The organism is Iodobacter violaceini, assembly GCF_011601265.1.
Classification (GTDB): Bacteria; Pseudomonadota; Gammaproteobacteria; order Burkholderiales; family Chitinibacteraceae; genus Iodobacter; species Iodobacter violaceini.
In genome coordinates this window covers 120,725-146,589 of sequence record NZ_JAAOLX010000006.1, presented here as the reverse complement: position 1 = coordinate 146,589, position 25,865 = coordinate 120,725, and the positions used below count along the sequence as shown (strand labels likewise).

The 25,865-nt window shown below is 54.8% G+C and carries 15 protein-coding genes; 10 read left to right on the top strand and 5 right to left on the bottom strand.

Annotated elements, in window-relative coordinates; genetic code table 11:
- The first annotated feature begins 833 nt into the window (after positions 1–833).
- From HA050_RS12855 to HA050_RS12830, 6 genes are all read left to right on the top strand, one after another.
- Positions 834–1,796, top strand: coding sequence for an ABC transporter substrate-binding protein (locus tag HA050_RS12855; RefSeq protein WP_166826753.1), 963 nt, complete (start codon positions 834–836; stop codon positions 1,794–1,796).
- A gap of 168 nt (positions 1,797–1,964) precedes the next feature.
- Positions 1,965–2,864 carry an ABC transporter permease gene (locus HA050_RS12850; protein WP_166826725.1) on the top strand — a complete coding sequence of 300 codons (900 nt, stop codon included), beginning with the start codon at positions 1,965–1,967 and terminating at the stop codon, positions 2,862–2,864.
- A complete protein-coding gene (locus HA050_RS12845) occupies positions 2,861–3,655 on the top strand; it encodes an ABC transporter ATP-binding protein (RefSeq protein WP_099396562.1) in 795 nt (264 codons plus the stop codon). The genes HA050_RS12850 and HA050_RS12845 overlap by 4 nt, the downstream gene beginning before the upstream one ends.
- Positions 3,656–4,024: 369 nt before the next feature.
- On the top strand, positions 4,025–5,221 hold the full coding sequence (dhbC, locus tag HA050_RS12840) for an isochorismate synthase DhbC (protein ID WP_166826722.1): 1,197 nt from the start codon (positions 4,025–4,027) through the stop codon (positions 5,219–5,221).
- The gene (locus tag HA050_RS12835) at positions 5,221–6,849 is read left to right on the top strand and encodes a (2,3-dihydroxybenzoyl)adenylate synthase (RefSeq protein WP_166826720.1); all 1,629 of its coding nucleotides are present in this window, start codon (positions 5,221–5,223) and stop codon (positions 6,847–6,849) included. Before dhbC ends, HA050_RS12835 begins: the two co-directional genes overlap by 1 nt.
- Positions 6,850–6,931: 82 nt before the next feature.
- Positions 6,932–7,792 carry an isochorismatase family protein gene (locus HA050_RS12830; protein WP_166826717.1) on the top strand — a complete coding sequence of 287 codons (861 nt, stop codon included), beginning with the start codon at positions 6,932–6,934 and terminating at the stop codon, positions 7,790–7,792.
- 53 nt (positions 7,793–7,845) lie between these two features.
- On the opposite strand, the gene HA050_RS12825 is transcribed toward HA050_RS12830, so the two are convergent.
- Entirely contained in the window at positions 7,846–10,119 is a 2,274-nt protein-coding gene (locus HA050_RS12825; RefSeq protein ID WP_166826715.1) for a TonB-dependent receptor, read from the bottom strand.
- 289 nt (positions 10,120–10,408) lie between these two features.
- On the opposite strand from HA050_RS12825, the gene fes reads away from it, so the two are divergent.
- From fes to HA050_RS12810, 3 genes are read left to right on the top strand one after another with little or no spacing between them, the layout of a single operon-like run.
- Positions 10,409–11,713 (top strand): enterochelin esterase, encoded by a 1,305-nt coding sequence (gene fes, locus HA050_RS12820; RefSeq protein WP_166826712.1) that lies wholly within the window; start codon positions 10,409–10,411, stop codon positions 11,711–11,713.
- Positions 11,714–11,768: 55 nt separating this feature from the next.
- Positions 11,769–11,978 (top strand): MbtH family protein, encoded by a 210-nt coding sequence (locus tag HA050_RS12815; RefSeq protein ID WP_099396556.1) that lies wholly within the window; start codon positions 11,769–11,771, stop codon positions 11,976–11,978.
- Between the two features lie 47 nt (positions 11,979–12,025).
- The gene (locus tag HA050_RS12810; protein WP_166826709.1) at positions 12,026–20,479 is read left to right on the top strand and encodes a non-ribosomal peptide synthetase; all 8,454 of its coding nucleotides are present in this window, start codon (positions 12,026–12,028) and stop codon (positions 20,477–20,479) included.
- 49 nt (positions 20,480–20,528) lie between these two features.
- On the opposite strand, the gene HA050_RS12805 is transcribed toward HA050_RS12810, so the two are convergent.
- The 3 genes from HA050_RS12805 to fepD are packed head-to-tail and all read right to left on the bottom strand — an operon-like array spanning position 20,529 to position 23,394.
- Positions 20,529–21,350: an ABC transporter ATP-binding protein gene (locus tag HA050_RS12805; protein WP_166826706.1), complete on the bottom strand. Its 822-nt coding sequence runs from the start codon at positions 21,348–21,350 to the stop codon at positions 20,529–20,531.
- Positions 21,347–22,381: an iron-enterobactin ABC transporter permease gene (fepG, locus tag HA050_RS12800; protein ID WP_240929064.1), complete on the bottom strand. Its 1,035-nt coding sequence runs from the start codon at positions 22,379–22,381 to the stop codon at positions 21,347–21,349. Before fepG ends, HA050_RS12805 begins: the two co-directional genes overlap by 4 nt.
- Complete coding sequence (fepD, locus tag HA050_RS12795) at positions 22,378–23,394, bottom strand: Fe(3+)-siderophore ABC transporter permease (protein WP_166826703.1); 1,017 nt, start codon at positions 23,392–23,394, stop codon at positions 22,378–22,380. The genes fepG and fepD overlap by 4 nt, the downstream gene beginning before the upstream one ends.
- A 114-nt stretch (positions 23,395–23,508) precedes the next feature.
- Here fepD and entS point away from each other — a divergent pair, with 114 nt between their 5' ends.
- Positions 23,509–24,786, top strand: coding sequence for an enterobactin transporter EntS (entS, locus tag HA050_RS12790; protein ID WP_166826701.1), 1,278 nt, complete (start codon positions 23,509–23,511; stop codon positions 24,784–24,786).
- Between the two features lie 45 nt (positions 24,787–24,831).
- On the opposite strand, the gene fepB is transcribed toward entS, so the two are convergent.
- Entirely contained in the window at positions 24,832–25,815 is a 984-nt protein-coding gene (gene fepB / locus HA050_RS12785; protein ID WP_308418901.1) for a Fe2+-enterobactin ABC transporter substrate-binding protein, read from the bottom strand.
- Positions 25,816–25,865 lie beyond the last annotated feature (50 nt).

Sequence of the window (25,865 nt, the reverse complement as noted above, 5' to 3'; positions counted from 1 at the left end):
TAAGGATTAATAGTTATCCACTGTCAGCCTGCAGCTGATCCCGGCTAATGCTCTGAAAATAAAGGCAGAAAATCGTAAGGTTTTCTGCCTTTGTTTTTTTGAAAATCAACTGAATCAGGCAGGAAACAGCGGCAGAAAAGGCATTTTACCGTTCCTCAGCTTACAAGCTTATTCTGTATAAATATGGCTGGAAAATGTCATTTTTGTGAACTAGGCTGATAGGCAACTTTCTGCATGACCTGATAATTCTTTATAACTTATTAAATCTTGTACTGCTGCAGGCACATTAAGTGCTGTTTTTTTGCGGCATATCAATGCGCGTATCAGGGCTTTACACACAGGCTTCGCTGTGCTTAGGGCTGGTTTTTTTAAACACGGTTTCTCTTCTTCTTATTGCCCGTCAAGTGGTATCTGGCTTGGGTCTTGCCCTGTTTTACGCCTGTTTTACTCAGCAGATTTATTGATTTAAATCCCCTTAATCAGGGGTGAATTGATATCTTACCCACAAAGTTATCCACAGCTTGTTTTGCCTCTGTGTATATGAATTTATATCAGAGATAACACCCTCTATTAGGGATATCCCCGTTTTGTATCTTGTGCAGACTTCCCTCTATTATCTTTGACGCAACGATCCTTTATTGCCTTTATCCTGCCGGTATTTTATTCAGGATGATTTGCAGGCTAAAGCCGGGTTCCGGCTATTTGCTTGTCATTTAATTGAAAAAATAAAACGATTGTTTAAGGTGGGCGAATCAGCTTATCTATTCCATTAAAAAGTCGCGATCTTCTTTCCCTCAAAGCTTCAAAATCACTTTGAAATAAGGATTTGTCAGATGCTTAAATTATTTAAACCTGCTCTTTTGGCCGCACTTGTTAGTTTGTCATGTACAGCGGGCGCTGCAGAAATGAAATCGGTGGCTGTAACCGCGATTGTTGATCACCCTGCGCTCGATGCTGCGCGTAAAGGGGTAGAAGACGAATTAAAAGCAGCAGGTTTTGAGCCGGGTAAGCAAATTAAGTATCAATTTCAAAGTGCACAGGGCAATACCGCCACTGCTGCGCAAATTGCACGCAAGTTTGTGGGTGATCAGCCCGATGTGATCGTGGCGATTGCCACACCAAGCGCGCAGGCCGTGGTGGCTGCAACGCGCACAATTCCGGTGGTGTTTACGGCGGTAACCGATCCGGTGGCGGCTAAGCTGGTGAAAAGCTGGAAAACAGGCAACGATAATGTAACCGGCGTATCCGATATGCTGCAGTTATCCCCGCAAATTGATTTAATCCTTAAAGTAAAACCCACGGCCAAGCGTATCGGCATGGTGTATAGCCCGGGTGAAGTGAATTCCACGATCGTGGCTAAAGAATTAAAAACCGAATTGGCTAAACGTGGCATGACGCTGGTAGAAGCACCGGCAGCACGCACGGTGGATATCTCGACTGCAGCTAAAAGCTTAGTGGGTAAGGTGGATGCGATTTACACCAATACCGACAATAACGTGGTGTCCAGCTACGAATCATTAGTGGGTGTGGCACAACAAGCGCAGATTCCTTTGATCTCGGGTGATGCCAGCCTGGTGAAACGCGGCGCAATTGCAGCCATGGGCATGAGTTACTACGACCTGGGCCGCCAAACCGGCAAGATGGTGGTGCGTATTCTGAAAGGCGAAAAAGCAGGTGATATCGCGCCTGAAGTGGGCGCTAAGCAAGAGCTGATGGTGAATGCCGGTGCAGCCAGGAAACAAGGCGTAACGCTGTCTGCTGCACTGCTAAAAGAAGCTAAAGAAGTGGTGAAGTAAGCCCTTCTGTATTAATCAAAAAAAGGTCTGCAGACACAGAATATTCAGAGGGTACGAAGCACACAGAGAAAGACAAGGCCAAAACTTTATTTTCCTCTGTGTTCTCATTTATTTCCGTGTCTGCAGACCTTTTGCGAATGTTTTTGATATTCACCCCCTGGAATACTTATGACTCCCATTGCCCTGATGGGCGCATTGGAAATTGGTTTGATCTTTGCGCTGGTGGCGCTTGGGGTGCTGATTTCTTTTCGCCTGCTTAATTTCCCTGATTTAACTGCCGATGGCAGCTTTCCCCTTGGCGGAGCGGTGGCGGCCACTTTAATTTCCGGCGGGCATGATCCCTGGTTTGCCTGTGCCATGGCGGTGCTGGCCGGGGCCGCTTCGGGCTGGCTGACGGCATGGCTGAATGTGCGGCTGAATATCTTGCAGCTGCTGGCCAGTATTCTGGTGATGATTGGCCTTTATTCGGTCAATTTGCGCATTATGGGCGCGCCGAATCTGCCGCTGATTGGCGCTCCATCTGTATTTACTCCATTTATTGGCGAACAGCTGGAAAGAGGCTGGCTGGTGCAACCCGCAGTGCTGGCGGTGATTATTGTGCTGGCCAAGCTGGGTATGGATTTCTTTTTTGCTTCGCAGGCCGGGCTGGCGATGCGGGCCACCGGGGCCAACCCCCGTATGGCGCGGGCGCAGGGCATAGCAACAGATCGGATGATTCTGATTGGGATGGCGCTCTCTAACGCGCTGATTGCCTTTGCTGGTGCGCTCTATGTGCAAACGCAGGGCGGGGCAGATGTATCGATGGGGGTGGGCACGATTGTGGTGGGCCTTGCTGCGGTGATTATTGGCGAAACACTCTTACCATCGCGTAATTTGTGGGTGATTACGCTGGCTACCGTGCTGGGCGCTTTGCTTTACCGCCTGCTGATTGCTCTGGCGCTGAATGCTGATTTTATTGGCCTGAAGGCACAGGATTTAAACTTAATTACCGCCGTGCTGGTGGGCTTTGCCCTGGTGCTGCCTAAAGTTAAAGCCAGGGTGTTTCGTAAAAAGGGGAAACGGTCATGATGGAAGTCCGTGATTTATATAAGACCTTTAACCCCGGCACACCGATTGAAAATCTGGTTTTAAAGGGTTTATCGCTCACCATTGAATCCGGCCAGTTTATTACCGTGATCGGCAGCAATGGCGCGGGCAAATCGACTTTTCTAAATGCGATTTCCGGCGATCTGCAAATGGACAGCGGCAGCATTCATATCGACGGGCAGGATGTGACCCGGCTTTCTGCATGGCAGCGCGCTGGCATGGTGGCCAGGGTGTTTCAGGACCCGATGGCTGGCACCTGTGAAGGGCTGAGCATCGAAGAAAACATGGCTTTGGCCTGGCAGCGCGGTAAAAAGCGCGGCTTTGGCCGGGCGGTTAAAAACGAGCAGCGGGCCATTTTCCGCGACAAGCTGGCTACCTTAGAGCTGGGGCTGGAAAACCGTCTTGGCGACAGGATGGATTTGCTCTCCGGCGGGCAAAGGCAGGCGGTCAGCCTGTTAATGGCTTCTTTGCAGCCATCGCGTTTGCTGCTGCTGGATGAGCACACCGCAGCGCTGGATCCTAAAACTGCGGCTTTTGTGTTGCAGCTGACCGATCGCATTGTTAAAGAAAACAACTTAACCGCGCTGATGGTAACGCACTCCATGCGCCAGGCGCTGGATCACGGCCATCGCACCGTCATGCTGCATCAGGGGCAGGTGGTGCTGGATGTGGCAGGAGATAAGCGCCACACCATGGAAGTGGGCGATTTGCTGGCCATGTTTGAAAAAAACCGTGGCGAGAAAATCGACGACGATGCGCTGCTCTTAGGCTGATTGATTGTTTTTTAAAAAGCTGGCTCTAATTTGGGGCCAGCTTTTTTTCGTCTGTTACTTCTCATTATTCCCCACTTTTTCTCCTGTTTGCTGATTGTGCCCTTACATTAATCTTGTGCAATTTTGATTGAGCGTGGCATACTTTAGTAACGATACCCATTCTCATTATCGTTTAAGAGTTATATTCATCAAAAGTAAGCTGTGAGCCTGGCACTGGCCTTGTTCAAGCTTGCTTTTCCGTGCTTGCAGCTGCGGGGAGTGATTTTGGCGGATGGGGATCAGCTGGCGTCAGTGCCTGCCACTCAGGGCGGCTGCGGCTGGCTTTATTTAACTTTGCCTATTCCACTTTTATAAAGAGGAGCTCATCTGATGAATGATCTATTCCGTGGCGAATTGCGTACACAGGCTCAATATTTGCTGTCGGGTTATCAAACAGATTCAGCGATGTTTTTTGCCAGCTCCAGGCAAACGTTGCTGGCTCAGGGCCACTATGCCACGGTTCCCGCGGCCAATAGTTTAGATGCACTTAATCAGGCTGTAGCCCTTGCACTGAAGCAGGCCAAAGCCACAGGGCATCTTGATCCGGTGGTGGTGGGGGCGATTCCTTTTGATGGCAGAAAATCTGCCTGCCTGAGCATCCCCCGCAGCGTACTGCGGGCAGGTCCTTTACCGCAAAGTCTTGCCCAGCCTAAGCCGCAGGCCGTGCCTTGCTCCATCACACCCCTGCCAGAACCGCAAGCTTATGCCGATGGTGTAGCGCTGGCCGTACAGCATTTACAGAATAAAGATTTAGACAAAGTGGTGCTGGCGCGCGCATTGGATCTGGCTGCTGAGCAAGCAGTGGATATCCCCAAATTACTGGTCACGCTGGCTCAGCGTAATGCCCATGGCTATACCTTTGCTGTGAATCTTTCCGGGCAGGCAGAAGCTCCGCCACGTATTTTGATCGGGGCCAGTCCCGAGCTTTTGCTGCGTAAAAAAGGCAGCCAGGTGTTTTCTAATCCGCTGGCAGGCTCGGCCGCCCGCAGCCCTGATCCTAAAATTGATCGCGAGCGCGGCGAAGCGCTGCTTCAGTCGGCAAAAGATTTACACGAGCATGCGGTTGTGGTGAATGCCGTTGCGGCCGGTTTGCGGCCATTTTGCCGCACGCTGAATGTGCCGGAGCAGCCGGTCTTAATGCATACCGAAACCATGTGGCACTTATCCACAGAAATCAGCGGTGAGCTGATTGATGAAGAAACCACATCGCTGATGCTGGCTTCAGCCCTGCATCCTACGCCCGCCGTGTGCGGCCACCCCAATCAGAATGCCCGGGATTTAATTGCACAGATCGAGCCGTTTGATCGCGGCTTTTATACCGGCATGCTGGGCTGGTGCGATGCCAATGGCGATGGTGAGTGGATTGTAACGATACGCTGCGCTGAAGTTGCGGGTAAATCGCTGCGTCTGTTTGCCGGGGCCGGCATCGTGGCCGATTCCTCTCCGCAAAGTGAGCTGGCAGAAACGTCAGCAAAGTTTCGCACCATGCTGAATGCCATGGGCCTTGTTCACGCAGGGGCTGTGTGATGAGTGATTTTTTAAAGCATTGCACGCCATGGCCAGAAGCTTTGGCCGGGGAATATCGCCGCAAGGGCTATTGGCGTGGTCAAACCTTTAGTGCTTTGCTGGACGAGCGGGCAGAGCAATATGGTGAGCGGCTGGCCGTAGTAAGCGGGCAAACCCGCTGGCGCTACCGTGATCTGGCCGCAGAGGCGGATCGCTTAGCCAGGGGGTTTAGTGCCCTGGGCATAGGGCCAAAAGACAGGGTGGTGGTGCAGCTGCCAAATTGTGCCGAGTTTTTTGCGGTGATTTTTGCCCTGTTCAGGATGGGTGCTTTGCCGGTCTTTGCACTGCCAGCGCATCGCAAATTAGAGATCAGCTATTTTTGCCAGCATGCCGAAGCCGTGGCTTATATCATCGCCGGTCAGCATGGCGGCTTTGATTACCGCAATCTGGCCAGTGAAGTAAAAGCCGTGTCGCCAGGCTTGCAGCATGTTTTGGTGCTGGGTGATGCCGGGCCATTTACGGCCTTGCATGATTTGCCTGACGGCACACTGCCTGCACCGCCAGAGGCTTCAGATGTTGCATTCTTTCAGCTTTCAGGCGGCAGCACAGGAACACCAAAGCTGATTCCGCGCACCCACGATGATTATATTTACAGCCTGCGGGGCAGCGCAGAAATCTGCCAGCTTAGCCCGGAGAGCGTTTATCTCTGCGTATTGCCCGCCGGGCATAATTTTGCGCTGAGCTCGCCCGGCTCCCTGGGCGTTTTTTATGCGGGCGGCACCGTGGTGCTGAGCAACAACTCCAGCCCCGATCATGTTTTTCCGCTGATTGCCGCAGAGCGTGTTTCTGTCACGGCTCTGGTGCCGCCTTTGGTGCCGGTGTGGCTGGATGCGGCAGCAAGCCTGAAGCCGGATTTATCCAGCCTGAAAGTCGTGCAGGTGGGGGGCGCTCGTTTTAACAGCGAAATGGCTGCACGCCTGGTGCGTGAGCTGGGCTGCACCTTGCAGCAGGTGTTTGGCATGGCCGAGGGCCTTGTTAATTACACGCGCTATGACGATAGCGATGCGCTGGTTTTGCACACCCAGGGCAGGCCGATCTCGCCAGACGATGAAATCTGCGTGGTGGACGATGAAGATCAGCCCTTGCCCGCAGGAGAAGTGGGGCATTTGCTGACGCGTGGCCCTTACACCATTCATGGCTATTATCGCGCTGCCGAACACAATGCCCGCAGCTTCACAGCCGATGGTTTTTACCGTACCGGTGATTTAGTCAGGCAAACCGCTGAGGGCTATCTGGTGGTGGAAGGCCGGGCTAAAGATCAGATTAACCGTGGCGGCGAAAAAATATCTGCTGAAGAAGTAGAGCATCTGCTGCTGGCTCATCAGGGCGTGGCCGACGTGGCGATTGTGGCCATGCCGGATGCTTTTCTGGGTGAAAAAAGCTGCGCCTTTGTGATTCGGCGCGATGCCAGCCTGCGTGCAGTGGAGCTGAATGCCTATCTGCGAAAACTAGGCATCGCCGCTTATAAAATCCCCGACCGGATCGAGTTTGCCGATGCCTTCCCCAAAACCGGCGTGGGCAAAGTCAGCAAAAAAATACTGCGGCAAATAATAGAGCAGCGGTTGCTGGTCGCGTCGCAGAGCGGATGAAACCCGCGAGTGAAGCTGAAAAACACGAGGGTTTCACCCCATGCATATCATTACTGACCTTTAAACACTGAAAAGAATCCACATGGCCATCCCAAAAATCAGTACTTATCCAATGCCCACCGGGTTTCCTGCTAACCGTGTGAGCTGGCAGCCAGAAGCAAAACGTGCTGTGCTGCTGATCCACGATATGCAGGATTACTTTGTCGATTTTTATGATAAATCTGCCGCACCTGTGCCTGAACTAATTGGCAATACAAGGCGTATTCTGGATCTGGCAGCCAGGCTGGGTATCCCTGTGGTCTATACCGCGCAAACGCCGGATCAGACATTAGAAGAGCGCGGGCTGTTGCAGGATATGTGGGGAGCGGGCCTTGTGGCCCAGCCTGCACGTAAAGGTATTCTGGCAGAGCTTGCCCCGCAGCCGCAGGATACTGTGTTGCCAAAATGGCGCTATAGCGCATTTCAGCGCTCTAATTTGCTGGAAACCATGCGCAGCCAGGGGCGTGATCAGCTGATTATTTGCGGCGTTTACGCGCATATCGGCTGCATGATGACGGCTTGCGATGCCTTTATGCACGATATCCAGGCGTTCTTTGTGGGCGATGCGCTGGCTGATTTCTCTGCCAAAGAGCATCAGATGGCGCTGGAATACGTGGCGCAGCGCTGCGGCTATACCACCTCCACCACGGCTTTAATTCAGCAATTACAAGGCGGCAGCCTGCCTGCCTCGATTGATGAGCTGCGGCAAATCATCGCCAGCAGCTTGCAAATTCCTGCATCTGATTTACACGATGATGACAATCTGATCGACTGGGGCCTGGATTCAATCCGGGTAATGAGCTTGCAGGAAAGCTGGAGAAGGGCGGGTACAGAGCTAAGCTTCGCCCGGCTTGCCGGGCAAGCCACACTGGCGGCATGGTGGGCTTTGTTGGCGAAGTCTTAATAAACAGTGCGGCAAGAAAAAACGTCCACCTGCAGAGGTGGACGTTTTTTTTATCAGAAGCGGTAATCTACCGTGACGCCCAGCGTGCGGGGTGCACCTGCGTCTGCTTCGTGATTGCGGCTGCCTTTGCGGTAAATGACATCGCTATTGAAGAGGTTTTTAACATAGGCACGTACTGCGTAATTGCCTTTGTCGTAGCCCACTTGCAAATTAGCCAGGGTGTAATCGCCCGCTTTCAGCTGCTCTGTATTGCTTAAGTCTGAATAGTATTCGCTTGTATGGCTGATATCGCCATTCAGGAAGAAGCCCATATCAAACTTTTGCTTAAAGCCAAAGCTGGCAGACACCGGGGCTGCGTAGCCTAAGCGGTTTCCTTCAACGGAAGCGCTGCGAATATTGCTTTCGGTGATTTTGGTGCTGAGCAGGCCTAAAGATGCAAAGAGCTGAAGCGAGGAATTGACGCTGGCGTCGGCGCTGACTTCCAGGCCATAGCTTTCTGCCTTAGGGATATTGGTAAAGTAATTATTCAGTAAGGCCTGATAGTCCTTATAGCGGTTGTAAAACAGATTGGCATTTAAGGCCAGGCGTTTATTCAGGAAGCTGGAACGGCTGCTCAGCTCAATCGTGCTGACTTCTTCTTTGCCATATTCATAAAACTGGTTGTCGTCATAGTTAATGCTGCCTGCGCCCGGGGTATAGCCTTCACGATAGGTCAGGCCAAACGATGTTTCTGGGGTGGCTTTGTAAATGACGCCAACTTTAGGCAAAAACATGGTTTCGGAAATATCGGTTTTGATCAGTGCCTCATTATTGGTGCCTGGCCATCCTAAAACATTACGTTTTTGGCTTTCACGCTCGATACGCCCGCCCAGATTCAGATCAAAACTGCTGTTTAAGGTGATGGTGGATTCACCAAATACGGCGAGGGTGTCTACCTTATCGGTGCCAAAAAAGCCGCTGTTATAAGGGCTGGCGTTTAAATCCTGATGGCGGTCGTAGTAATAAAACCCGGCCAGCGCGCTGACTCTGCCGCCTTGCGGATCAAAAATCAGGCGGGATTCCAGCGTGTTGCTGTTTTCATCCATTTGCAGCTGGAAGCGGTCAGCACCGCTTTCTTTAAAGGATGCATGGTATTTGCCACGGCTGTAGAGCAGATGGCTGTTTAAACTCTCAGAAATTTTGTACTCAAGGTCTACGTTTGCCGTGGTTTTGGATGAATCCTGAGTGCGGGTATTTACTCTGGAATTCAGCTTGGAATAGGTGCGGTCAGAATAATTAGCGCTGTTAATCCGGTTTAAGTATTCGCCTTCCTGATCGCGCTGGGAAACGGTAAGCTTGGCCGAAAAATCAGGCATATTGCTGGGTGTCCAAAGCAATTTGGCCCGCACATTCTGGCGTTTAAAATCTGATGGGTCCCATGGCCAGGCACCAGGGTATTCAACAAAACCCTTGCCTTTGATGCCTTCGGCGGCCAGACGGAAAGCCAGTTCATCCTGAACAATCGGGCCGGAAATCATGGCTGCGCCCAGTGTGCGGCCAGCCTCGTTTTCATAACCGGCACGCACCGCGCCTTCCCAGCTGGAAGTCGGATTTTTTGTGTTCACTACCACCGCGCCGCCTATGGTGTTGCGGCCTTGGGTGGTGGATTGGGGCCCGCGCAAAATCTCGACCTGCTCTACATCCCACATGCCGAAATCAACATACTGCTGGCCGGACCATGTTTCCGGCGCGCCATCCACACTGGTGCTGACGCGCGGGCGTGCACCAGAGATAAAGCTGAATACGCCTGTTGCGGGGCCAGTACCTTCCACGCCACGGATGTTTACGCCACCAGCGCCATTGATATTGACGTTGGGCGCACGATTGCCTACTTCATAAATCGATGTGACATGGCCCTTATCCAGATCAGCACCATTTAATACAGTGATGGCGGTGGTGGTTTCCTGCATGGAGCGGTTAATTTTTTCACCAGTTACCGTGACAGGCGCTAAGTAGGCGGTGTTGGCAATCAGCTGATAGCCCGTTCCGCTGGCTACAGCTTGTAAGCCGGTATCGGCCAGAATGGCATTCAGCCCCTGCTGGCCTGAATAGCGGCCATTGAGCGCAGGCCTTGTCCAGCCCTTAACTAAGCTTTCATCGATATTGAGCTTGATGCCAGATTGCTGGGAAAACTGTTTCAGCTGAGCAGATAAAGAGCCGGCAGGCAGCTGATAAACCTGCTCTGCCGCCGATGTATCCGCATAAGCCACGGCGCTTGCCCCGCCTAAGCCCGCAAGGGCCAGTTTGATTGCTAACAGTAATGTGTAATGCCGGGTTGGGTGTTTCATTCTTGTTTCCGTCAGAGATTGATGTGAGCGCTTGCTGGCGTAATGCCTTGGGCTTCAGGTCTTGCGGGTCATGTTGGAGCGAGGCCGTTCATTGCATATCCATTCAAATACCTTTCTTATTTATTTCAATTGCTTGCATTTTTTGCTGCAATAAATCAGCAGTTGTTTTCTAAATAGTGTGATTTTTAAGCGATATGTAATAAATTTCAGCTATGAAATGATAATACTTCTCATTACAATGTGCAATAATCCCTTTATGACAAGAGCAGCAAAAAGGATGAGCCGCAGCATGTTGTGCACACTAAATTCAGAAGCAAGCAAAGCCACGGGCTTATTGAAAGCTAGTGATGCTGGCAGTGAAAGCTGGTGGTTAAAGATTGCAGAGCAGGGCACACCGCTTATTGAGGAGTGTGCTGATCACAGGGTTTGGGTGACGTTTCTATGGCGTGATCCGGCAGGCGATGAATCTTGCTCAGAGCTGGCACGGGTTTATATCGACGTTAATTCGGTGACCGATCACCACAGCGCAGACCCGCAATCGCTGGCCAGAATGGCAGGCAGCGATATCTGGTACTGGCAGGTGCAGCTGCCAGCAGACTGGCGGGGCAGTTATTGCCTGATACCCGTAGCAGCATCCCGGCTGCCGGATTTTTCAGCGCCGCCCTCTGCTGAGCAGGCCAGCCATCAGCGCAGCTGGTGGCGCTCAATCGCTGAGGCGGCAGAGGCAGATCCTTTGAATTTGCAATCTCCACGCGCTGGCGCATGGCGTTCTGCAATGTCGGCGCTGCATTTACCAAAAGCGCCGCCACAGACAGCCTGGCTGTATGCAGACGGGCAAGACGAGGGTGATCCGGCCGGGCTTAAGCTGCTGAACTGGCACAGCGCCATGCTGGCAAATCAGCGCAGGGTCTGGGTTTACCAGACAGGAGAGCCAGATGGCGACCGCGCCCTTGTGCTGCTGCTGGATGGCCAGCACTGGGCTGAGCGTATGCCTGTGTATCCGGCGATTGACCGTGCCACTGCAGACGGGCAGCTGCCTGCCGCCGTATATGTGCTGATCGATGCAATTGATGGCGGGCAGCGCAGCCTCGAGCTGCCTTGCAACCCTCAGTTCTGGCTGGCCGTGCAAAGCGAGCTGTTGCCGCTGATTCAGCAAATTGCACCTTGCAGTGATCAGCCGGAGCGCACCGTCATTGCCGGGCAAAGCTATGGCGGGTTGTCGGCCATGTATGCGGCCTTGCACTGGCCGGAGCGTTTTGGCTGCGTGCTCAGCCAGTCAGGCTCTTTCTGGTGGCCTTACCACGATATTTTAAAAATGCCGCTGAATCAGCCGGTAATTCGTAAGCCGGGGAGCAGGGGGCAGCTTGCCGAACAATTGCCGGGCCTGGCACCGGTGGCGCGGGCATTAAAGGTATTTCAGGAAGCTGGCAGCCGTGAAGACGTGATGATTGATGTAAATGAAACCATGCGCGATGCCTTAGTGCAGGCAGGCCATCAGGTGAGTTACCGCCTGTTTGAAGGCGGGCACGACTGGTTGTGCTGGCGGGGCGGCCTGCTTGAAGGGCTGAGCGGGCTATTAGCGCAGTGCAAATAAATACCGTACTGAAGTCAGCCCATTTTAAAACCGGTTTTAAGCGGAGATTCAAAGCATGAGCAACGAGCAGGTTAATCCTTTTGATGATGAAAGCCAGGATTTTTTTGTGTTGAAAAACGCCTTGGGGCAATACAGCCTGTGGCCTGATTTTGCTGCGGTGCCTGCAGGCTGGAATAAGGTATTGGGGCCGGAAAGCCATGCCCGATGCCTTGAATATATTGAGCTTAACTGGCTGGATATTCGCGTTACCCAGTCTGTGCATTAATTTTTAGTCTGCCCGCAGCGGGTCTACTTTTAAAGGGAATAGGCATCTTGTTAAGTACTGTTACGCAGAACTCCTCAGCAGAAAGCGGGCTGGAATTGCCCATTGTTGGATCACAGCTGGGCATTTGGCTGGCCGATCAGATATCGCCGCTAAAAAATGGCTATACCGTTGCGCATTATGCTGAGCTGCAAGGCGCACTGGACGTGGCCTGCCTGCAACGTGCTATCCGGCTTGGCCTGAGCGAAGCAGATACGCTGCATGCGCGTTTTCGGGAAGGTGATTCAGGCCCCGTGCAATATTTGCCGCTGGCTGTGGATGCAGATTGCCTGCCTGATGCCGAATTTTTAGATTTAAGTGATCACAGCGATGCGGGCGCTGCGGCGCTGGTGCTGATGCGTGCCGATCTTGATCAGGCCCAGGCGGCTGATTCGGGGCAGGCGCTGTACCGGCATATTATTTTTAAGGCGGGCAATGAGCATTGGTTCTGGTATCAGCGCTATCACCATGTGTGCGTTGACGGCTATAGCTTTAGCGCACTGACACGGCGGATTGCGGCAATCTATACCGATTTGCAACAAGGCCATGCGGTCAGCGCCACGCCCTTTATCTCTTTTGCCCGCGTGGTGGATGAATACCAGGCCTATCAGCAGTCTGCACTTTACCAGCGCGACCGCCAGTTCTGGCAGGACTACAGCGCCGGTTTAGCACAGCCGGTTTCTCTGACTGCCCATCATGGCGGCCAGTCTTTTGCCAATGTAAATGCCTTAAAGCAAAGCTTTCAGCTGCAAAGAAGCACGGGCTTGCCTGCTGATGTGAGCGAGCCAGAATTACTGATGGCGGGCATTTTTGCTTATTTATCCAGGATGACAGGCTCGGCAAGGCCGGTATTGGGCGTGCCATTTATGCGCCGCATGGGGTCTGCCGCGCTGAATGCAATTGGCCCTGTGGTGAATGTATTGCCTTTACAGCTCAGGGTGGATACGGGGCTAAGCCTTTGTGAGCTGGCCAAACGCCTGGCTTTAGAGCTGCAGCGGGTACGCAGGCACCAGCGTTATGACGCGGAGCAGGTGCAGCGGGATATGGGAGCCGGCCGCCGCCCCTTGTACGGGCCAGGCATTAATTTAAAGATTTACGAGCAAAGCCTGCAATTGGGCAGCTTGCAAGCCACGACGCATATTCTGGCTGCAGGCCCGGTTGATGATCTGGAATTTGGTATTGCGCTGGAAGAGAAGCAGCTGGTGCTTAGCCTGACCGCTAATCCCGATCACTATCAGCCGGAAGAGCTGGCATTACATTGTGAACGTTTAAGCGCATTTTTAAATGCCCTGATGGCCAGCCCGCATGAGCCGATTGATACGCTGGCCTTATTAGCCCCTGCCGAAACAGCAAGGCTGGATAAATGGTCAGCCGGGCCTGCGATTGCAATGCCAGAAATCAACACCGTTATTGATTTGTTTCAGCAGCAGGCTTTGCAATCTGCCGGGGATAAGGCGCTGGTTTTTGGGGCGGAAACGCTGGATTTCAGCGCGCTGAGCGCCAAAGTGGCCCGTCTTGCCCGCCTGCTGATGCAGCAGGGTACAGGCCGGGGCGATATTGTGGCCATTGCTTTGCCACGCAGCGTGGATTCGGTGGTGTCTGTGCTGGCGGTGTTATCTGCAGGCGCGGCCTATTTGCCGCTGGATCTGGATTACCCCAAAGATCGTTTAGCTATGCTGTGCGACGATGCGCAGCCCGCGCTGCTGCTGGCTTTAAGCAATTGCGATCTGTCTTTGCAGACACCGGCCATATATCTGGATTCGCCGGAATGCATGGCGCAACTGTCGGCTTTATCTGCTCAGCCGGTCAGCGATAGCGATAGGGCTGTGCCATTAAATAAGGCAGATCCTGCTTACATCATTTATACCTCCGGATCGACCGGCAAGCCGAAGGGCGTGCTGGTGAGCCACGGCAGCCTGCTTAATTTGCTGATCTCACATCAGCATGGATTTATTGCAGACATGATGCAGCGCCTTGGCGGGCGCAGAGTGCGTGCGGCGCACAGCACCTCTTTCTCTTTTGATGCTTCGTGGGAGCCGCTGTTCTTTTTACTTTTGGGCCATGAGCTGCATCTTTGCGATGAAGAATTGCGGCGCGATGCCCAGGCCTTGCACGAATTTATTCAGGTGCAGCAAATCGATATGCTGGATGTGCCGCCACCGGTATTACAGCAGCTGCTTGGCTGCGGTCTGGCCGCTGCCAGCCATGTGCCTGATCTGATCCTGATAGGCGGCGAGGCAGTGCCTCCGGCGCTGTGGAATGAGCTGCGCCAGCATCCCCGCCTGCATGTTTATAATTTTTATGGCCCCACTGAATACACTATCGATGCCTTAGGTGCTTGCGTGTCGCAGGCAGAGCAGCCGGTCATCGGCCGGCCTGTGGCTAATACTCAGGCCTATGTGCTTAACCATGCCTTGCAAACAGTAGCGCAGGGCGTGGTGGGTGATTTATACCTGGCGGGTGAAGGAATGTCGCTGGGCTATTTGCGCCGCCCCGGCCAAACCGCCAGCCGCTTTGTGGCAAATCCTTTTGCAGAAGGGCGGATGTACCGCACGGGTGATTTAGTCCGCTGGCGCAGCGACGGGCTGCTGGAGTTTATCGGTCGGGCCGATTTTCAGATCAAGGTACGCGGCTTTCGGATTGAGCCGGGCGAAGTAGAACACGCCCTGCTTAAGCTGCCAGGGGTGAAGGGCGCTGTGGTGATTGCCGAGCCGCTTGGGGCCAGCCACCGTCTGATTGCCTACTGCACGGCAGAGCACGATACGCCGGGCTTAAACCTGGATTTACTTGCCAGGCTGGCCGGGCAGCTGCCCGATTATATGATTCCGTCAGCGCTGATGATCCTGCCTGCCTGGCCCTTGAATGTGAACGGCAAAATCGATAAGCAGGCGCTGCCCAAACCCGCTCAGCAAAGCCAGAGCCGCCCGGCTGCCAGCGATGCCGAGCGCTTGCTGTGCAATGGCGTAGCTAAGGTGCTGGGGCTGGAAATTCTTGGCCCGGATGATGATTTCTTTCATTTGGGCGGAGATAGTATTTCGGCAATGGCGCTGGGCTCAGAACTAAGACGTGCTGGGTTCTTACTCAGGCCGCGCGATGTGTTTTCCCAGCGCACACCTGCCAGAATGGCCACCATTTTAGAGCGGCTGGACAGCGCACCCACAGCAGGCAGCGAGGCAACAGGGCGCATGGGGCGCTTGCCAATAGTGAGCTGGTTTGCTGAGCATTACGGGCTGGACAGATGCTTTGCTCAAGGTGTGCTTTTACGTATTCCAAAGGAAATTCAGCCTGCTCATTTGCACACCGCACTGCACGCCCTGCAACGCAGCCACCCGGTTTTACGCGCCATGGCGGATGAACAGGGTTTGCTGCTCACGGCCGCTTGGGATACAGCGCAGCCAGAGCAGCAGCAATTACTGCCGCAGGATGATTTCTCTGCCGTGATGGATGCCCGGTTTGCAGCGGCCTGCGCCAGCTTAAAACCCTCAGCCGGAAAAATGATGCAGGCGGTGCATTTTGTCGGGGAAACCGAAAGCTATCTGATGCTGGTGCTGCACCATCTGCTGATTGATGGCGTGTCGTGGCGAATTTTGCTGGCCGATTTGCAAGAGGCCAGTGAGGCTGCGCTGAACAATACGGCGGCGCTGCTGCTGCGTGAATCATGCACGGTGCAGGATTGGGCACAGCGGCTGGCCGGGCAAATCCCTGCCCGCCGTGCGGAGCTGGCAATGTGGCAGGCTGCGCTGGCCGGGCCTTCTGCCGGGCGGGTGTTAAATCCAGCACGGGATACCTATGGCTCGGCAAGTCAGAGCCGTACTTTGCTGGATGCCGGTTTAAGCGCAGCACTTTTATCTGATTTGCCCGCTGCTTATCAGGCGCAGACTGAAGAGCTGATGCTGCTTGCGGTGTCCTTAGCGTATAGCGAGGTATTTGCCAGCCCGCGCGTCAGTGTTTCGCTGGAATCTCATGGCCGCCAGCTTGATGACGGCCATGCAGATTTAAGCCGCACCATAGGCTGGCTGACCAGCGAATATCCGCTGGCGATTGAGCTGAAAAACCTGGATCTGGCGGGTGTAGCTGCAGGAAACCATGCGGCAGCAGAGGCAGTAAAGGCCATCAAGCGCAGCACCCGTGGGATTGCAGATAAGGGCCTGGGCTACGGCATTTTGCGTTATCTGGATGATGAAAACGGCCCTGGCCTCGCAAAGCTGGAAGCCGCTAACCGGCCACAGTTCTTATTCAATTATCTGGGGCGCTTTACGGGTGCGGCCGAATTTTGGGCCCCGCAAAGCACGGCAGGATATTTTGCCGATGCGTTTGCGGTGCATACCGACCCAACGATGCCTTTGCTCTATGGTTTGGAAGTTAATTTATTTACAGAAGAAAGCAGCAGCGGCCCGCAACTGGCCCTGAACTGGACATGGGCGACTGCGCTGTTTAGTAAGGCTGATATAGCCGCCCTGCATCAGCGCTTTACCGCCTATGTGGCAGGGTTGAAGCACTTTGCTCAGGCCCGGCCTTTGCTGGCGCTGGATACGCTGGTGGGCGTGGAAACGCCGGTGAGCGATTCGGCGCTGCATGTTTTAAGCCAGCGCTACGGGCCACTGGCGGCGGTTTTACCCGCTTTGCCTTTGCAGGAAGGCTTGCTGTTTCATGCCCAGCTGGGCGATGCAGGCAGCAAATACAACTCGATTACCCGCATTGAGCTGCTTGGCCCGCTGGATACCGAAAGACTGCGCGATGCGCTGGAAGCGGTGCTTGATCGCCATCCTCAGCTGGCGGCGATGTTTGATGATGAATCGGGCAGTTTGCAGCTCTTGCCGCTGGTGAGTGGCCGCGGGCGCCGCTGGCCATGGGTGCAGCAAGATATCAGCCACCTAAGCGGGGCGGAGCAGCAGGCTGAGCTGGCACGATCAGAGCAGCAGGAATTAAACCGTGATTTTGTGATTGGTGGCGCAGATATTCTGCTCAACGCGCTGCTAATCCGCCAGGGCCATCATCAGCACACGCTTTGCTTAACGGCACATCATCTGGTGGTGGATGGCTGGTCTACGCCGATTCTGCTGGGTGATTTGCTGCGCGCTTACGGGGATGGCACTTTAGCCGCTACCCGTGTGGATTATGCAACGGTGGTGAAGCAACTGGCAGCCCGTCCGCTGGCGGCCACAAGGGCGGTCTGGACAGATGTACTGGCCGGGGTGAAACCAACCGTGTTATTTGGCGACAATCCTGAGCCCGGCAAAGTGAACACCCTGGAGCTGGTGGTGCCGGATGCGCTGGAGCAAGCCTTAGCTGCAAAGGCGCGCCAGCAGGGGTTAACGCTTAATTCCATGATGCAGGGAATGTGGGCTGCACTGCTTTCAATCATGAGCGGGCGTAATGATGTGGTGTTTGGCTCGCCCGTATCGGGGCGTTTTAGCCCCGGCGTGGAAGAGCATATTGGTTTATTTAGTAATACCCTGCCTGTGCGCGTGCGGCTTAATCCGCATCAGCCTTTGCTCGCCCAATTAGCCGCCGTGCAGGCTCAGCAGATTCAGCTGCTGGAGCACGATGGCCTGGGTTTGGGGGAAATTCAGCGCCTGGCGGGAGCGCCCACCTTATTCGATACCCTGCTGGTGGTAGAAAACTACCCGGAGCAGGACGAGTTGTTAGCGCGGGATTACCACGGTTTGCGGGCAGGAGCGCTGCGAAACCGCGGTTATACCCATTATCCTTTAACCGTTCTGGTGCTGCCGGGCCAGCAATTACGCCTCGTCATTGAATACCGGGATGTGGTGCAGGATGTGGCTCAGTGGGCAGAGCGGATTTTAATGTTGCTGAGCCATCTGGCTGATGATGCAGATCTTCCATGGGCTGCTTTCAAACCGCAGATTCAGGCCGAGCAGGCCCTGATTCAATCTTTGAATGCAACCGACACCCCGCTGCCCGCGCATACCCTGTGCGATTTAATGCAGGCGCAGGCAGAGCGAACGCCGGATGCTGTGGCTTTGCAGGATGTGGAAAGATCACTCAGCTACCGGCAAATGCGGCTGGAGGTGGCGCAGCTTGCCGGGCACTTGCAAGCCGCAGGCGTGGGTGCGGGCGATATTGTTGCAGTGGCTCTGCCCCGCTCGGCTCATCTCAGCCTTGCTTTAATGGCGGTGCTGGAAGCAGGCGCTGCTTATCTGCCGCTGGATGTGGGCTACCCGGATGAGCGGCTGAGCTATATGGTGGCAGACGCCAAGCCGCGTTTAATTATCAGCGACAGCACGCTGGCTGCCCGTTTTGCGGAAATGGGGCCGCTGCTGCTGGCAGACCGCCTGCCAGGGCAAGCGCCGCAGCAGGCTGCGGTGGTGCTGACGCCAGATCATGCTGCCTATCTTTTATATACATCGGGATCGACTGGCCGCCCCAAGGGTGTGCTGGTTTCGCATCGCGCCATTGTGAACCGGCTGGTCTGGATGCAGCATGAATATGCCCTGCAGGCCGATGATGTGGTGCTGCAAAAAACCCCGTGCAGCTTTGATGTTTCAGTGTGGGAATTCTTCTGGCCCTTGATGTACGGTGCCAGGCTCTTTATGGCGCCGCCTGAAGCGCATAAAGACCCGGAAGAATTACTGGCGCTGATTGCTGAGCAGCAGATAACAACGCTGCATTTTGTGCCTTCGATGCTGGCCGCATTTATTGCCCAGCCCAATGCCTTATCGCCAGATTGCGCCAGCCTGAGGCGCGTATTTTGCAGCGGCGAAGCGCTGCCCCGCGAGCTGGCTGATCGCTATGCTGCGCTGATTGCCGCGCCCCTGCATAATCTTTACGGGCCGACCGAGGCCGCCGTGGATGTGACATACAAGCCCGCGCAGGATAAAGACGCAGGCACAGAGCGCGCGAGCAGTGTGCCAATTGGCCGCCCCGTCTGGAATACCCGGCTGCGCGTGCTGGATGCCTATTTGCGCGAAGTGCCGCTGGGTGTGGCAGGTGATTTATATCTGACGGGCGTGCAGCTGGCAGATGGTTATCTGGGGCGGCCGGGTCTGACGGCAGGGCGCTTTGTGGCCGATCCTTTTGCAGCGGGCGGGCGGATGTATCGCACGGGAGATGTGGTGCGCTACTTGCCAACGGGCGATGTTGAATACCTTGGCCGCAGCGATGATCAGCTGAAAATTCGTGGCCAGCGCATCGAGCTGGGCGAAATCGAGGCGGCGCTCTTGCAGCAGCCAGGCATTGCCCGTGCTGTGGTGCACGCGCGTTTACTGGGTGTGCAGGCGGCAGCAACAGGCGCGGATGCCCGCCAGCTGCTGGCCTATGCCATTGCCGAAGACAACCAGTCACCGCCTGATGCCCAGGCAGTGCTTGCGGCGCTGGCGCAAGTGCTTCCCGCCTATATGGTACCGGTGGCGCTGGTTTATCTGAGCGGGTTTCCTTTAAGCGCCAATGGCAAGCTGGATCGTAAAGCCTTGCCCGAGCCTGTATTAATGGCGAATTCTGCCCGCCGTGTGCCAAGGGCAGGTCTGGAGAGCCAGATTGCGAATGTCTTTGCGAAAATCCTCGGGCAATCGCTTATTTCTGCCGAAGATGATTTCTTTATGCTGGGCGGCCATTCCCTGATGGCGATGCGTTTAGCGGCGGCTTTGCGCAGTGAACTCCTGCGGCCGGTATCGGTTGGGCAAATTATGGTGGCGTCCAGCGTGCAAAAACTGGCCGCGCTGCTGAGCGATGAGCAGCAGGCGAATGACCCGAATAACGCAGGCTTTGGCGAAGTGCTTTATTTGCGGGCCGGCCTTGGCAAACCGCTGTTCTTTATCCATCCTGCTTCCGGTTTTGCATGGCAATACAGCGGCTTTGCCCGCCAGCTCTCCGGCCAGTGGCCTTTAATTGGCTTGCAGTCGCCAAGACCGGACGGCGTGATTGCCACTTGCGCCAATATGGATGAAGTGTGCGACCGGCATCTGGCTAATTTGCTGCGCATTCAGCCGCAAGGCCCGTATCACTTACTGGGCTACTCTTTTGGCGGTGCGGTAGCGCACGGGCTGGCGGCAAGGCTGCAGGCCATGGGTGAGCAAGTCGCTTTCCTGGGGTTGTTTGATATGTATCCGCCCGAAGAGCAGGATTGGACCGCGCCTTCGGAAGAGGAAGCCAATACCGAGCTGGACAGGGAGCGCGAGCAATTTATGCTGGCAGCAGAAGAGGGCGCAGATGAATTTATGCTGCGTGAAAAAACCGAGATGTTTGAGCAGATTGTGGCCAACTACGCGGATGCCGTACGGCTCTTATCCAGCGCACGCTCCCCCCGTTTTGATGGCAAAGCACAGCTGTTTGTAGCCAGCCGCACACTGCCCGCAGATTGGGACATTCAGGCCCGCTGGGCGGCTTATGTGGAAGAGCTGGAAGTCCACTACCTGGACTGCGCCCACGAGGACATCGTCTCGCCCGAATCCCTGACGGTGCTCGGGCCTTTGCTTGATCAGATCCTGACTAAAACACTGAGCTGATAAAAAATACCCCGCAAAATAAGCGGGGTATTTTTTTGTATTGGTTTGATCAGCGCAAATGCGGCCTGCCGCGCGGGATAATCATTGGGGTGTGGCTGACCGGGTCGTCGATAATCAGGCAGGGCAGGCCAAAGACACTTTCTACCAGCTCTGGCGTCATAATCTGGCGGGGGGTGCCTGTGGCGACGATTTGCCCTTCTTTCATTACGATCAGCTGGCAGGCGTAGCGGCAGGCGTGGTTCAGATCGTGCAATACCGCCACCAGGGTGCGGCCTTGCTCATTCAGGGTACGAAACAGCTCCAGTAGCTCAATCTGGTGGGCAATATCCAGATAGGTTGTGGGCTCATCCAGCAGCAAAATGGATGTTTGCTGGGCCAGTGCCATGGCCACCCAGACGCGTTGCCTTTGCCCGCCGGACAGTGCGTCTACATTTTGCCCGGCAAGCTCCGTGATGCCTGTGGCTTGCATGGCGCTGGCCACGGCGTCTTCGTCGCTGCGGCTCCATTGACGCAGCAGGCTTTGGTGCGGGTAGCGGCCACGGGCCACGAGATCGGCCACACAAATGCCTTCGGGCGCGGTGGAAGATTGTGGCAGCAGGCCAAGTTGCGTGGCTACAAATTTAGCTGGGTAGTGGTGGATATCTTTGCCATCAAGGCTGATTTGCCCTGTGGAGGGTTTGATCAGCCTTGCCAGGCTGCGCAGCAGCGTTGATTTGCCACAGCCATTGGGGCCGATAATGACAGTAAAAGCGCCGTCGCTGATTTGCAGATTAAGTTGCCCGCAAATCACGCGCTGCCCGTAGCCCAGCTGCAGATTTTCACCCTTTAAGCGGCTGGCGGCGGGGGCGGTTTGGGTTAGCATTGCGGTCATATGCGTTTTGCTTCACAGAGTAAGAGCCAGATCAGATAAATCCCGCCAATACTCACCGTGATAACGCCTACCGGAAATTGTTGGGGGAAGAATAAATGTTGCGCGGTGATATCCGCCAGCAGCAGCAGCAGCGCGCCCATTAGGGCAGAAAGATACAGAGTTGCCGTGTTGCTTATCCGTTTCACAATTTGTGGTGCAACAAGGGCAATAAAGGCAATGGGCCCGGTGGCTGCCGTGGCTGCGGCAATCAGGGCCACACCGAGCGCCATCAGTTGCAGACGGGTGCGTTCGGCAGGCACGCCTAATGCGCTGGCGCTATCGTCGCCCATTTCTAATAGCTGCATCCTGCGGCCAAGCAGCAGGGCCAGCAGCATACAGCAGAGGCAAAACGCCGCAGCAGGCAGGCCTTTGGCCCATGACATGCCATTAAGCGATCCGGCTGCCCACAGCGCCACACTCATGGCCGCTTCAAGGCTGCCGGTAATGCTGAGCCAGGTATTAAAGGCTGCCAGCATGGCGCTGACGGCAATCCCTGTAATAATCAGCCTGAAGCCGTGTATGCCTTGCCGCCATGCCAGTAAATAAACAAGAAGTGCCGTCAGCAGCCCGCCAATAATGGCGCCGGTGGCAATCTGCAGATAGCCGCCATTTAAAACAATAATGGTAATCAGCGCGCCGGTATGTGCGCCTGTGCCAAAGCCAATTACATCGGGGCTGCCCAGCGGGTTTCGCACCAGCGATTGAAAAATAGCCCCGCTCATGCCCAATGCCGCGCCAATTACCAGCGCCATCAATACGCGTGGCAGCCGCCATTGCTTGATCACAATCATGGCACGGCTGCTGCCTTCACCTTTGAGCGCTGCAAAAACTTCGGCGTTTGAAAACGATAATGCACCCAGTTTTAAGGCCATCACTCCCAGCAGCAGGCAGGCCAGCGCAAGGATAAAAGCGAGGCGCAGCCCGGCAAAATTGAGGCGGAAGCTGATGGTCCCATCCGGCCTGCCAATGAGGATAGTGCGGCGCGCCATCATGTGCGCACCTGCTTGCGGGCCAGCCAGATCAGCATTGGTGCACCCACAAAGGCGGTGACAATAGATACGCGCAGCTCGCCGGGCACCAGCAGGCGGCCCAGCATATCGGCACCGAGCAGCAAAATAGGGGCAAGTAAAATGGTCAGTGGCAAGATCCGCCGCTGATCCGGGCCAACCAGCCAGCGCGCCACCTGTGGGATCATCAGGCCGACAAAACCAATTGGCCCCGCAATGGCCGTTGTTGCGCCTGTGAGCAGGGTAATGGCCAAAATACTGAAGGCCTGCGTAATCCAGGGCCGTGTACCCAGTGTTACGGATAATTCTGCACCCATGCTGAGTGCATTCAGCGGCCTTGCTAATAAGAGTGCTAATACGCTGCCGGTGATCATGGCGGGTAAGACCATCAGGACCAGATCCAGATTGCGTACATCCAGCGTGCCTGCATTCCAGTAGCGGATACGATCAAAAGCCATGGGGTTAAACAGCACCAGCCCCGAAGAAATACCGTGCATCACCGCGCCAATCGCTACACCCGCCAGAATAAAGCGGCTGGGGTCCAGCCTGCCCACACCCCAGACGCCAATAAAATAGACCAGAAGTGTGGTGATTAAAGCGCCCGCGCAGGCAAAGCCAACAAAGGCGGCAGGCTGCTGGATATTAAATAGCGCTACGGCAAGTACCACCGCAAAGCTGGCCCCTGCATTCACCCCAAGCAAGCCAGGATCTGCAAGCGGATTACGGGTCAGGGCCTGGATCAGTGCACCAGCGAGGCCCAGTGCGGCTCCGGCAAACAGGCCAAGCAGCGTTCTGGGCAGCCTGCTCTCCAGCACAATAATGCTGTCCGGGTGTTGGGCTGCGCCAAAAAAGCTGTCGTAAACCACGGCCAGCGGGATGGGCTTGGCTCCCATGGTCAGGCTAAGCACCACAAAAAAACAGAGCAAGATAAACACTAAGGCATATCGGGAGCGGTTTTTTTGCTTGGGAAAAGTGGGAGGCGCAGCGGAATTAAGCATTAAATGAGAATGTTAATCATATTCATTTTGATGCTTGATGATACCATAGCCGTCAAGCTGGTGACAGATTTCGCCTTGTGCTGCTCCCGATTATTTCTCTTTTTTGGATTTCTTATGAGTAAACCCGGATCGTCTATTTTTGTTGATTTCAGTCTGCTTAAAAATAATTCAAACTTTCGGTCTGTTTTTATAGCGCGTTTAATTTCTGTGCTGTCATTGGGCATGCTCACCGTAGCGGTGCCGGTGCAAATTCATGCGCTGACTGGCTCGGCCTTGCATGTAGGTATGGCGGTGGCGCTGGATGGCGTGGGGATGTTTGCAGGGCTGATGTGTGGCGGTGTGCTGGCCGATCGCTACGACAGGCGCAAGCTGATCCTGATGGCCCGCAGTCTGTGCGGTATTGGCTTTTTAGTGCTGGCTTTGAACAGCTTTATTTCAGCGCCCTCTCTGCTGGCACTCTATCTGGTTGCAGTTTGGGATGGTTTTTTTGGGGCACTTGGAATCACGGCCCTGATGGCGAGTATTCCGGCGCTGGTTGGGCGTGAAAACCTGCCGGCGGCAGGCGCATTAAGCATGCTGACCGTTCGTTTGGGGGCGATTTTGTCACCGGCCATTGCCGGTATGGTGATTGCTTCGGCAGGGGTGAGCTGGAACTACCTGCTGGCAGGGCTTGGCACCCTGTGCACATTAATTCCTTTGCTGCGTTTGCCTTCCATGAAAGCGGCAGCGGGTCAGCCGCAACATCCCTTGCGTGCCTTAGCCGATGGCGTGCGTTTTTTGCAGCAAAGTCCGGTGGTTGGTGCCGTGGTCGTGATGGGTACTTTGCAAACATTATTAAGCTCGGTGCGGGTGATGTTTCCGGTGCTGGCTCTGGCTGTGTATGGCGGCGGTGCTTTTGAGGTGGGCCTGATGTATTCGGCGGTGCCACTGGGGGCGATGACGGGTGCGTTTACCAGTGGCTGGGTGGCGCGGGTACAGCGGCCGGGCTTGTTACTGATTACTGCGGTGATCTCAGCGGCGCTGGCGATTGTTGTGTTTGGCCTGATTACTCACCTGCCGTCGGGCCTGGTGGCGCTTGTTGTATTTGGTTATCTGGGCTCGATCAGCTCTTTATTGCAGTTCACCTTAGTGCAGCAGCATACGCCGGATCACTTGCTGGGGCGGATAAACAGCCTGTGGAGTGCTCAGGATGTGGTGGGGGATTCAGCAGGGGCTTTGGGGCTGGGTGCTTTGGCCCGTGCATTTGCGCCACTGCTGGCGGTGTGCTCTTTTGCAGGTGGCGTTGCAATGGCCGGGGCCATGCTGGGGCTTGGGTTTAGTGGTTTGCGGCGCTTGCAGAATCCCCAGCCAGAGGCTGAGCTGCCAGATGCGGCATCTGAGGCGGCTCATTAAAGCAATGTGTGCCTGGCTGCCTGAATATGCCAGCCAGGCTGCTGTTTACTTAAAGTGCTGCTCAATACGCTTCAGCATATTGCTGGCGCTGTAGTAATCCATGCGAAAAGTATCCAGGCCTACGGCATAAACGCGATTGCCGGATATGGCCGGATTTTGTTGCAGAAACTTATTATTTTTGACTTTGGCTACGGTTGAATCATCGGCGGTAAACAGCAGCATGGTTTTGCCCTGCAGCCCTGCAGAGAATTTTTCACCCGTCAGCTGGGTGAAGTCCTTGCGTATGCCCATGCTGGTATCGCCTTTGGCTGCATCCGGAATAGTCGCAAGCGTAAAGCCCAGATCCAGCAGTAGCCGCCCCTGTGCGGAGTTGGCAGTCCAGACATTGGCGCCAGAGTTATCTTCGTAGTAAACCATCGCGTTTACGGGCTGGAGCGGGAGATGGATTTTTTGTTTTGTGGCACTGAGCTTGCTGCTGAAGTCTTTGATTGCTGCCGCGGCATCCTGCTCGTGGCCGGTAATGGCCCCCAGCTGGGTGGCAATCGTTTGCCAGTCTTTATCGTCATAATGAATGATCACGGTTGGGGCAATCTGCTTGAGCTGATCATAAATTTTACGGGCAGAATCGCCGCCGGTTGCAGACACAATAATCAGATCAGGATTGGCTGCTGCAATGGTTTCGGCATTGGGTTCGCCATGGTAAAGCGGTTCTACTTTTCGCTCTTTCGCAATATGCGCCCATTGGCGGAAAAACCCCTGCTCATCCGAGGTTACGGTGTTAACCGCCCCGGTGCCGCTGCCAATCACAGGGGCATTAATGGTGAGCAGCGTGCCGGTAAGCGTCACACTGGTCGATACAATCCGCTGAGGCGGGGCCTTGATCGTGAGCTTGCCCTGAGGCGTGTCGAAAGTACGTGGCCAGCCGCTGGTCTGCGTTTCGGCTGCAGTTGTTTTTGAGCCGGAATCGCAGCCTGCAAGCAGGGCCGCGCCAATAAGCATAAAGGCCAGAAGGCCGTGTTTTGTATTCACTGAAAGACTCGCTTGTGTGGTTTTTGCTGGCGGCAGGGGAAAGAGCCTGT